Below are 12,124 nucleotides of genomic sequence, written 5' to 3' on the forward strand. Positions count from 1 at the left end.
TCCAACGATGCAAACATTTCTTCGGTGTGTTTCGTCCGATGATCTCTGTAGAAAATCCTGCATCTAAGAATATATCTAAAGGTGTTTTTCCTTGTTGATAGGCTTGGATACTAGCTACCTTAAACGTTGGTGAATAAGTGATGTTTTTTTCCGACACATGTAATACATTTGAATTTTTACTCAATAACTCTATCTCATGTTTAGTGAAGCTCTTTCTGATTCTTTTATTCATAATCCGCATCCTCATCTACTTCTCAATACTATGATTAAAACATAAAAAACCGTAAGAGGGCACTTTTTTTAAAAGTGTCCATCTTACGGGTTACAGTTCATATATAAAACTAAGTCCTCTTTATATCTACATATGATCATTAATAAAAACCAAAATATTAAACTCGGATTTATTCTTCCTCGTTACACTCTCTGAGCTCTTCATTCGACTTTTCAATTTCTTCAAGTAACTTATCGATATATTCGATATCCATTGAAGTTGCTCCTCCTCCTGTTATATATAACAACTTTAACCAAAATGCATTCTCTTCAGCGTAAGTTTCAACTGCATTATAAATATTTTCTTCCGTCAAACTTTTAACGATTATTTTAGGAAAAGATGCAGGAATATATTCAATTTCTTCTGCATCCATTTTCTCCATTATATTTAATGGTGTAGTAACTACTACACTGTAACTAATACCATCTTCTAACTTCACAAAAACGTCTATGTCATCATTAAAAATATCTTCAAGTTCACTCAATGGTACTGGATAACTTAAACTAACTATTTTCATCTCGTCCCCCTAAATCACTTGTAAAGTTTCGTTAAAATCTCAATAACTTTTTGCTCATTATGTTTATTTGATTTTGCTAGAATCACCATTTCTCCATTAACCATTCTAAAGAAAACCCTTGCTCCCGCATCACCTCGGAGATAGCTAATATCTTTAAACAAATTCTTTGTACCCGTTCTTTTTCCTGGATTTTTAATTCCAGCTACATATTTTTCTACAAGCTTATCTGCTTCTTTCCTTACTTTAGGGTCCTTGGCCATTTTTTCCGCTGCCTTCGTAAGAGCGGCATTTCCATTTATCACACTTCTTACACCCTTTATAGGACCGCCAACAGAACCCATCATATTAGGTAAATTTTCAAGAGAAGCATCCAATACAAACATCTTCTGTAATTGCTTTTCTGCCCACTGAGCATTACCTAAAGTATTTTCACTCTTTTTACTGTGTGTACCTGTCGCTAAACTAAAAAGATATTTAAATTGATTATTTTTGTCCATATAATTCGAAAGTAGACTATCAACTTCACCACCCAATATACTCCTTATTTTCCAATACACTTCGGAATTTTTCCCTTCTGACGTGGCTATTTGAAGATAAGTATTTAATTGAGCATTATCTATTGCATGACCAGTTGGATCAATGTATATTAACGGGTTATTATGTACATACGTATAAAGGTTTAAACTAAGTGGACTATTCAGTTCCCCTTCATATGTATCCTCACTAATAAAGCGTCCCATACTTGGGTCGTACCATCTTGCTCGAAGATATTGAAGCCCTGTCGTCTTATCCCAATACTCGCCGGAGTATTTCAAGATATTCGGAACTGTCTCTTTCTCTCCTAATGGCAATCCCCAAATGTCATAACGATATTCATTCAGCTTCTTACCCGCTTCATCAACAATGGCTACGACATCACCATGACCGTTAAGCTGGTAGTATTGCAATTGACTTGTTGCAGCATCTTGACGACCGATAAGCTTGCCATTTAGATCATACAAATAGACATATTTAATCTTGGCTTTGCCATCTGCTCCGACGACTGCTTCTGCTAGTAACAACTTGTTAGCATCGTAATAGTAGCGGTTCTTAACGTTATTCTCTATACGCTCATACAACAATCCTTCTCCTGTGTATGAATACGTTACTGGATTATGATCTCCTGTGACCTTCGTCAATCGATTCTTTTTATCGTACTCGTACTGTGCATCTTTATCTGGTAGTTCTCTAGAGCTATCCAAAGTCTCCCTATTATATCGCTCATCATACGAATACGTCTCGTTGAACTCACTTGAGGTTTGAATCTGATTCAATGGTGTGTATGAGAAATTCGTGATATAACTATTTTCATTGCGCTGCGTGATGTTTCCAACCAAGTCATAGCTGTATTGGAAAGTGTTCTGCGCTGCTCCATCTTTCGCATGGTTCAGCTTCTTCAGCTTCATGTCTTCGTATTGATAGTCCGTGACAAACGCATTGCCATACGCCTGCTTTGCCAATTGTCCATTTGCCAAGTGATCGTAGGAAATCGTCTTCGCTGGCTGATTGCCACCACTCATAATATTCAACTGCTTCAACTGATTAACATTATTGTAGGTACCATCTACCTTCACATTTACGCCTGGAGCCGCGAACTCATACCCCGTCTTCTTGTTTAAATCATAGTTATTTGTTAGCTTCACACCATCTGGATATTTAATGCTCGTTAAGAATCCAGAACGTGCCTGATACTCATAGCTCGTCGTTCCTCGATGATCCGTCATCGTGACCGGTCTACCTTCAGTATCATAGCTGTATTGAACCGTTTCATTGCCAAGCGTATTTTGAATTAGCTGATTCATCACATTATAAGAATTCTCAGTAATGTTTCCACTACGATCGATGTACTTCTCTAAGTTGCTATTCGCGTCATAGTAGTATTTTTGTACTTGACCTGTTCCATTAATCTTCTTCGTAACGCGACCAAGCTCATCATATTCCTTCTTCATTTTCTGCGAATTTGCATACGTTGTTTCGAGCAAATTGCCCAAGCGATCATATTGATAACTTGTCGTTTGCTTTTCAGCATCAGTAACCGCACTCAGCTGACCACCAGCATCATACTGATATGCTGTATGGTTACCCTTCGCATCCGTCGTAGAAGTAACTCCACCTGCAAAATTGTACTCTGTACGCTGTAGAGGAACATAATTCTGTTTGTTTTGGTACGACTCTACTAAAATTGTTCTACCTAACACATCGCTTGTTGATCTTGTACGATTCTGCTCTGCATCAATGGCTGTTACTGTTAGTTTTGCATCATCGTATTCAACCCGATCCGATGTACCATTTGCATACGTCGTCTGAAGTGGACGTCCAAATCCGTCATAGACATACGTTGTGCGATTGCCATACGGATCTTCTGTCCAAATCATTTGACTTGTACGTTCATCATAGCCGTATTTCACTTGGCCTAAGCCTTGTGTCTCTCTAATCTTACGACCCAATGGATCGAACCATGCTTCAGTCACTTCACCGAGCGTGTTCTTCAGTTGCACATGATTTTGAGTATCATTATATAGATAGCTAATCTGGCTTTGATTCGGCATCGTAACCAGTGTCATGCGTCCCAATGGATCATACGCATACGATGTCGTTTGCTGTTTACCATCTGTATAGGATAACAGTCGTCCCGTCGCCGGATCATACTTCGCTTTTTCAACAATTGTAGTGACTTGTCCATCTACATTCGTAACATCTACTTCTTGCTGTGTAAGGAATGCATGTTGATACTCAGCGCCATAGTGATATCGGAATACGGATGGCTTGCCTTTATCATTATGTGCCGTTACTTTGGTCGCATTTCCGAACCCATCATACTCATAATTGATGTGACTCAGAAGCTGACCGCCTTCTGCGTTGGCATACGTTTTAGATTCAATAACTGAACCCTTGTCATTTCGAATCAAACGAGTAAAAGTCAGCTGATTTGCATCCAGCTTAGATGCTATCGTCTCTGGTAGATTCCATTTTGCATCATAAGTAGTTGTTGAACTGGCTCCAAGATTATTTGTTTCACTCGTCACACTGCCATTCTCATTATATTGACGATTTACGATGAGAGATGGACTTTCTGCTCCGTTACTTCTCTTCTTCGACGTAATCTGTGTTGGATAAGGATTAAAGACGTTCGATGTATATGCTTGATTCGTAACTTGCTGTGTCTGACCTGCTTGTTGTACGGTTTCTACATTTCGGAATACGAAATCTTGCCCTGAATACACTTTATCGTAAATAAAAGTACTCGTTGCATCTCCGCTTTTAATAATCGTCTTATGTTGTAAGTTACTTCCAGAGGAAGCATACGGGTCAGACTCATATTGAATGTTCGATTTATTACTCTCGATTACTGAACCGTCCACATATTGTGCAACATCTTTACGCTCGATGACCCGATACTGTTCTTGCTTAGAATCATGACCTAAGTGACGAAGCACTTTGTCATACTTGTACTCGGTTCGAGCGCCTGTTGGATGGTGAACAGCTTTCAATAAGGAATAATCATTTCTCTGGTTAACAGGATCCGAAGTTACCGAGAACTTAGATTCCGCAGTTTCATAAACATATCTCGTTGTTCTTCCCATCGAATCCGTGACCGATTCTAAATACTCGGTATACGGACTATAGGAAGCATTGAATTGATATTTTATTGTTTCTTTGCCATTCGTAGCTGTAATCGCTCTATAAGTATAGGTAATTTGAATATAATTCCCTATAGAGTCAGTTACCTTCCCCAGCTTACCTCCATCATACTTAAAGTTCAAAAAGTTTGTGTAATTGTCCTCTATACGAATCAGATAACCTTCTTTTGAAAAATAATAAGATAGTCCCTGATCCATTTTTAGTACATATTCTGAAGATAATCCTTCCACCGTTCTGCTCGTATCTTTTAACAAAAGAGCATCTTGCCATGGATAGCGCTTCAAGTTAAGATTGCTATCTACTTGATATACTCCACCTGCCGGCATCCGGATATACGTCTCTTTATCTTCGAACTTCATATATGGAATATCCCATGACCAACCAATACCAACACCTAAACGTCCATCCATAGGATCAGTTTTTACATCATTATCAGGTAAATAACGCCAATGGGGGTAACTGCTTCTTATGGCATATTTTTCATTCCCCCTGATATGTATCTCGTAATCATTCCCTCCCCAACTAAAGGATTTGTAGACATAATAATTCTCCGGAGAGAAAAAATGTTTAGCTGTTGCATCTACACGTTCATATCTATTATAAATATGTTCGACTGGTAAATGAACCAAATCCCATCTAAAGGAACCATATGCAACTACGGGAGCTCCACTATCCCGATCCTCTCGTAATACTCTTTCTCCATTGGGGTAAACTTGATAAACTTTATAGTTCACATAAGGATAGATGGTAGAGGTCACAGTATACGTAGACCTCATACTTTTCTGATAAAACTCTGCATCGTTGCTGTTGTAGCTTCTACTCAATGTAAATGAAAGTCCGTTTCTACCTGGAATGGATAGGTCCGATGAAGATAAGCTCAAAGAGCCATCCATACTAGAAATCGTTTCATTCCCTGTACTAACCGCGTAAGGAGCTTGATCCAACTTCGTATTTTGCTTTACAAGACTCAAAGCATCATGGTTTATTTCCAATGGCCTCGATGATAAGCTTCTTTTCTTCCTCGATCCATACACGGACTCCGTTACATTTCCGTATGTAGCCCCTGTTACATCTCCCAGATTAGGAAATGGCACATCAAATCCTGGCAGCTGCAACCCATATGTCGCATCTGTTACTGCAGGAGGTTCATACTTCTTCCCTACGCCTGGAAATAGCTCCTCCAGTGTAGCTGGCAAAGCCGCAATATCTGAATTCTTTGCTAACGCATCATGAACATGCTTCAAAGAGTACCCTTCATTCAATCGCAAAAGAATGTCCGAAGGAGTTACATTGTATTTCTTAGCGATATAGTCAATTGTCAGCAACGCCTTATTGTCAGCAGTTTGAGTTGTCACTGACTTAGGCGCTGCCGCTGCTACTGCAACCTGGAAGAATAACGGTGCAGCTAATTCTAAAAACATAACTAATGCTAGTAATGCTGATAGCTTTCTCATTTTTTTCATTTGTTCACATTCCCCTGTTATGTATTTCGGATATGTACTACTTTTCAAGCTTAATCGTTATATCATCTATGGATTGCTCACCCCCTTTGTGGATTCCCCAGATTAGATAATATTTTGATGAAGATCCCGTTGTAAACGTTATCGTCTTGCTCCCTATTTCCCCTGACTTGCCTTTCCAAATCGTATGTCCTCTATCATTCTCCTTATAGCTTCCATCTGGCGTTCTGGCTATAAAGTAATAATAGCTCTCAGGACCAAGTTCTTGATTACCCTTATAGCTAAATGTAACCTTATACGTCGTATTAGGTTCAAATTGAATCTTACTTATATCCGTATGCAAAAATTCAAACCATTCTTGACCTCTTGCAGACTCTCCTACTACCGAATGGCTACCATTGATGACTTGTGATGGGTTATTTGTTATTTTTCCTTCGGTTGTATAATGTCCCTTCGTATACGATGGAAGTACATATCCTCCACTTTCAAACGACTCTATTTCTTTTGTAATTTGGATATCATCGATAGATAACGACCCACCTTTGTGGATTCCCCAAATTAGGTAATACTTCGCTGAAGATCCTGTTGTGAACGTTATCGTCTTACTTCCTACTTCCCCTGACTTTCCTTTCCACCATGTATCTCCCTTGTCATTTCCTACACCAGCGTCGGGCGTTCTAGCTAAGAAATAATAAGAGCTATTTGGCCCTGTTTCCTGATTTACTTTGTAACGAAAAGTAACTTTGTACGTGCTATTAGGTTCAAATTGAATCTTACTTATATCCGTATGCAAAAATTCGAACCACTCTTGACCACTGATGGATTCTCCTACTACCGAATAACTACCATTGATGACTTGTGATCGCTCATTCGTTAGTTTTCCTTTAGCTTCATAATATCCCTCTGTAAATCGAGTTTGAGCAAATGTACCTTGCTCAAATGTATCTTTATACCAATCGTATTCTTGTTTTACTACATTCCCGTTCAGGTCGTAGCGATAGTTTGTCATGAGCATCTTACCGAATCGGTTAAATGTAGTATGGGCCGTAATTCAAGAACCCTTCTTTGTCAACAGCTTGATCCGCATGCCATACAGCCCCTTTTTGACGGCCAGCCGTATGCCCAAGCCCAGGATCGTTCGCTTCCCATACAGCAGAGAAAGCAGTAGGCTGATTGTTGAACTCACTTGAAGTTGCCGTGTTGCTAGTACCTGCAGCAAACGCATTACTTGGAAGTTGTAAAAATAAAATTGTGATAAGAAGTAAAAATAGTAATCGAAATCTCATAGGTCACCTCAAGAAAATAGTAACATTTCAAGTCTCAATCTTCGTTCTTGTCATACGTAAAACTAGGCAATAGTTCACTGATTTTTATTTAGTTATTTTCGTTATCTGAATGTCATCAATTGAAATGGCTCCTCCATAATTCGTTCCCCAGTACAGTTGATAATCAACAGAAGGTCCCGTTGTAAAGGTCACGACTTTACTTCCTACACTCCCCACTTTATCTTTCCATTCGGTCCACCCCTTATCTTGCGCTGTATTTCCGGTGCTAGTTCTACTAAAGAAATAGTGACTTCCCTTCTCACTAGGAGACTTGATTACCTTATACTTGAATGATACCGAATAGCTGGTATTAGGCTCTAGCTGCACTTTTCTAGGATCTGTCGTTAGGAACGTGTTCCATTCCCAGGTGACATCACTTTCCCCATACACCGAATACGCACCTGTGACAACTTTTTCGGGAGCCTTTGTCACTTTGCCTGAGTATCCAGGATTGCCTGACATATAGTCCGTTGTCCCAAATCTCCCCTTTTCAAATGACTCTGATTGTTTCGTTACTTGAATGTCATCGATTGATATAGCTCCCCCATAATTCGTTCCCCAATTGAGTTGGTAATCCCCATAGGGACCAGTCGTAAAGGTTACTACTTTACTTCCGACACTTCCCGCCGGATCATTCCATTCGGTCCAACCCTTATCTTGTGCTGTATTTCCGATGCTTGTTCTACTAAAGAAATAGTGCTTCCCCTTCTCACTTGGGGACTTGATAACCTTGTACTTGAACGATACTGTGTAGCTTGTATTCGGCTCTAGTTGCAATTTTCTAGGATTGGATGCTAGGAAGGTGTTCCATTCCCAGGTAGCTTTGCTTTCCCCATAGACTGAGTACGAACCTGTCACTACCTTCTCAGCTTCATTGGTCACTACACCCGAATAGCCGGGGTTACCCGATATATAATGAGTCGACTCGAACTTTCCTCTTTCAAATGATTCCGATTGTTTCGTTACTTGAATGTCATCGATTGAAATAGCTCCTCCATGATTCGTTCCCCAATTGAGTTGATAATCCCCATAAGGACCAGATGTAAAGGTTACTATTTTACTGCCTTTACTTCCCGCTTTATCATTCCATGTCATCCAACCCTTATCTTGCGCTGTATTTCCGGTGCTACTTCTACTAAAGAAATAGTGGCTCCCCTTCTCACTAGGAGACTTTATCACTTTATATTTGAATGACACTGTGTAGCTTGTATTCGGCTCCAACTGTAATTTTCTTGAATCCGATGCTAGGAAGGTGTTCCATTCCCATGTGGTATCACTTGCTCCATAGACTGAATACGCTCCTGTTACTAACTTATCAGGGGTATTTGTAACTTCACCTGAGTATCCCGGATTGCCCGACATATAGTCTGTTGTTTCAAAATTTCCTCTTTCAAATGTCTCACGATATCTAGGAACTTTCTTCACCAGATTCCCATTATCGTCATAGAAGTAATCTAAATAAGTTCCATCTGAAAATTTAGAGAATAGCAACTGCCCATCACTTGAGTAAGAGTAAGTAACCCCACTATCCATCGCTCCTGCCGAAGATGAAATCGTGAAAGAGAATAGAATAGCCAAACTTACTACGAATATCCGACATCTTTGAATGATTTTATTATTAACCATAACTTCCCCCATCTTTCTATATGCCTGCTAAGTAAACAAACATTAAACTGTATACTCGTTACGATTCAAAGCATATAAAAACTACTTATAACTTAGCACAGCTGAATCCCAATATACCGTGCCTGCTCCTCCATCTACCTTGCTGATGATATACATCTGCATTACACCATATGCTGTTCCAACTGGCGTCTTTCCACTAGTATTCAAAGTCATATAACCGTTCGTCTTATTCGTAATATCGCTTGTTCCAATAGTAGATAAATACTTTCCTGATGCATCATGAAAATCTATCGTCATTAATACCCGTGCATCCTTCAAACTTTCTACTTCTGCTCGCACAGTTGCTTGGATCGATTTCTCTGGCTGCATTAATACCTTTTGGTATAACGATAACAAATTCCCCTTCGGGAGTTGGTTTGCGCTTACTTTCTGTGCGTATCGTCCAGAATCTACTGGATGCTGCACAAGTTGTGATGACGTTGGCAGTTCAGCACTATTTTTCCATGTCGCCCAACTGCTCGCAACTGACTGTTCATTCTCGACTTTCTCCATGCTGCTGTTACTTAATAGGTTCGGTTCACTATATCTTAGTGCTGCGGAATCCCAGTATACCGTGCCCGATCCTCCATCTACCTTGCTGATGATATACATCTGCATCACTCCATATGCTGTTCCAACAGGAGTCTTTCCACTAGCGTTCAAAGTCATATAGCCGTTCGTCTTATTCGTAATATCGCTTGTTCCAATAGTAGATAAATACTTTCCTGATGCATCATGAAAATCTATCGTCATTAATACTCGTGCATCCTTCAGACTCTCTACTTCTGCTTGCACAGTTGCTTGGATCGATTTCTCTGGCTGCATTAATACCTTTTGGTATAACGATAACAAATTCCCCTTCGGGAGTTGGTTTGCGCTTACTTTCTGTGCGTATCGTCCAGAATCTACTGGATGCTGCACAAGTTGTGATGAAGTTGGCAGTTCAGCACTATTTTTCCATGTCGCCCAACTGCTCGCAACTGACTGTTCATTCTCGACTTTCTCCATGCTGCTGTTACTTAATAGGTTCGGTTCACTATATCTTAGTGCTGCGGAATCCCAGTATACCGTGCCCGATCCTCCATCTACCTTGCTGATGATATACATCTGCATGACACCATATGCTGTTCCAACTGGCGTCTTTCCACTAGTATTCAAAGTCATATAACCGTTTGTCTTATACGCAACGTCAGTTGTTCCTATAGTAGATAAATACTTTCCTGCTGCATCATGAAAATCTATCGTCATTAATACTCGTGCATCCTTCAAACTTTCTACTTCTGCTCGCACAGTTGCTTGGATCGATTTCTCTGGTTGAAGTGATACCTTTTGGTATAGAGATAACAAATTTCCTTTCGGAAGTTGACTTGCGCTTACTTTCTGTGCATATCGTCCAGAATCTACTGGATGCTGCACAAGTTGTGATGACGTTGGTAATTCAGCACTGTTTTTCCATGTCGCCCAGTTGCTTGCAACTTCAGTAGTTTGATTTTTCAACACCTCAAAGCTAGAGTTAATAAGAAGATTTCGATCTTTCAAACGATCTATTACGTTGCCGTTTAAATCGTATCTATAATCGATAGTTCCATCACTCTGACTCATCTCAATCAACTTCCCATCTCGATCATACAAATAATGGTTTTTGTTTAGAGCAAATGAATGATTGGACAAGAAAACGACGGTGACCAGCAAAAATATTAGGAATGAGTTTATCATTTTGCAAAAAGGTTTAAAGGTGTTTTTAGTCATACTATAGCTCCATTCTCCATTGTTCTTTTACTACGATTAACACCAGCATTTGATTACTTCATACTTTTCTCTTAAATATAATGAACGATTGAACATATAATAGATTACCTGTAACCTCATCATCTGTCCTTGATATTATTGTCATTTCTTACACCAATGTTTTTCATACTTCGTTATTATGAGGTAATAATCACGTCGCAGCAGACTACGCAAAAAATAGACCCCAGAAATAATTCTTCTGAGGTCTTGAGACTAGCCTTTCCTTCTCTGAATCAAGTTACCATTTGTATCGTAATAATAATGGATGACTTGCCCAGATGGCAGCGTGATCGTTTCCAATCGATTTGAACCATCATAGGAGTAATCGGATATATTTGATGTGGTTGTATATTCGATCTGCGCATCCCAGAACGTACTATCACAATCAATATTTTCACCAGCATCCACGACGAAATACAACGCTTGTCCTTGCGAGACAGGTGTGGTCATATTATAAGCAATCCCTTTGTCATCATTAGCAGCTAGCTTAGTCCCCCATAATTTCGTCTTACCTTTATAAATCATGGCCTCCACACCATTTCCACAACTAATGTGACCTTTAACAGGATTTCCTGTCATTCGGACTTTTCCTGATTTGGGAGCAACCCATTTGCGTACTGCCGCTGATGGATCGGGATGATACATGTTAAAGGTAAGCGTAGAAAATTCACGAACACCCTTCCACTCTTGCTTTTTCGCATCAAAAGTCATGTCCACATAATCTTGACCAATCAATTCTTGGTAGTACCAATTGGACTGCCCTTGAGCAGAGCCAAAGTTAACTCTTGAAGAGTAGGACAGGGGCTGCTTCGGATCTAAATACGTGATCGTTGGATTAAAAGTCGTCCCATCGCAGGAATTTTCTCCATTTTGAGAAGTAACAAAACGTATCCGATCATCCGCACGCACGGACAAATCATGTTGAATGGTATAGCCTACTTTATCATCAAATAAGACAGGAGTTGTCCACACTACTTTATCGTTCTTATATATCTTCGCTATAACTCCATTACCACAAGCAACATTATCTTTTACAAGCGGTCCGCTAATTCGGACTACACCTGAGGTCGGCGCTAACCACGTACGAACAGAATTTCTTACTTCTGGATGCTGCCAATGATGTCCGATCATAGAGTACTCAGCATTCCCTCTCCATAGGGTTTCTGCCTTGATCCATGTCATTGGGTAGAACTTGTCCTTGTCCCGCTCTTCGTAATACCAGTTATTCTGACCTTGGATGGGACTATAGCCTTCCGAAGCTGTATACTTTATTGGATTAGCATCATAGGTAATCGTTGGATTGAAAATTGTTCCGTCACAGGAGTTTTCTCCGCTTTGAGAAATAACAAACCGTAAGCGATCGTCAGTACGAACCGTTATATGCTGTTTCATTTGAAAGCCTACTTTATCATCGAAA

General features: G+C 39.7%; 8 protein-coding genes. All 8 read right to left on the reverse strand.

The features are described 5' to 3' along the window. Positions 1-232, reverse strand: a 232-nt coding sequence (locus tag H580_RS26495) for an HTH domain-containing protein (protein ID WP_028592978.1), incomplete at its 3' end; no start/stop codon positions are given. Positions 233-401: 169 nt separating this feature from the next. Continuing rightward, positions 402-788 (reverse strand): hypothetical protein, encoded by a 387-nt coding sequence (locus H580_RS0100010; protein ID WP_028592979.1) that lies wholly within the window; start codon positions 786-788, stop codon positions 402-404. Positions 789-802: 14 nt separating this feature from the next. Then, complete coding sequence (locus H580_RS0100015) at positions 803-5,932, reverse strand: RHS repeat-associated core domain-containing protein (protein ID WP_028592980.1); 5,130 nt, start codon at positions 5,930-5,932, stop codon at positions 803-805. Positions 5,933-5,969: 37 nt separating this feature from the next. Beyond that, the gene (locus H580_RS0100020) at positions 5,970-6,938 is read right to left on the reverse strand and encodes a hypothetical protein (RefSeq protein ID WP_028592981.1); all 969 of its coding nucleotides are present in this window, start codon (positions 6,936-6,938) and stop codon (positions 5,970-5,972) included. Between the two features lie 19 nt (positions 6,939-6,957). Then, a complete protein-coding gene (locus H580_RS0100025) occupies positions 6,958-7,215 on the reverse strand; it encodes a hypothetical protein (RefSeq protein WP_028592982.1) in 258 nt (85 codons plus the stop codon). A gap of 84 nt (positions 7,216-7,299) precedes the next feature. Further along, positions 7,300-8,880 (reverse strand): hypothetical protein, encoded by a 1,581-nt coding sequence (locus H580_RS0100030; RefSeq protein WP_028592983.1) that lies wholly within the window; start codon positions 8,878-8,880, stop codon positions 7,300-7,302. An 81-nt stretch (positions 8,881-8,961) separates the two neighbouring features. Continuing rightward, the gene (locus tag H580_RS0100035; protein ID WP_028592984.1) at positions 8,962-10,521 is read right to left on the reverse strand and encodes a hypothetical protein; all 1,560 of its coding nucleotides are present in this window, start codon (positions 10,519-10,521) and stop codon (positions 8,962-8,964) included. A gap of 399 nt (positions 10,522-10,920) precedes the next feature. Beyond that, positions 10,921-12,099, reverse strand: coding sequence for an RHS repeat domain-containing protein (locus H580_RS0100040; RefSeq protein WP_157282603.1), 1,179 nt, complete (start codon positions 12,097-12,099; stop codon positions 10,921-10,923). Positions 12,100-12,124 lie beyond the last annotated feature (25 nt).

Source organism: Paenibacillus assamensis DSM 18201 (assembly GCF_000422445.1).
Classification (GTDB): Bacteria; Bacillota; Bacilli; order Paenibacillales; family Paenibacillaceae; genus Paenibacillus_B; species Paenibacillus_B assamensis.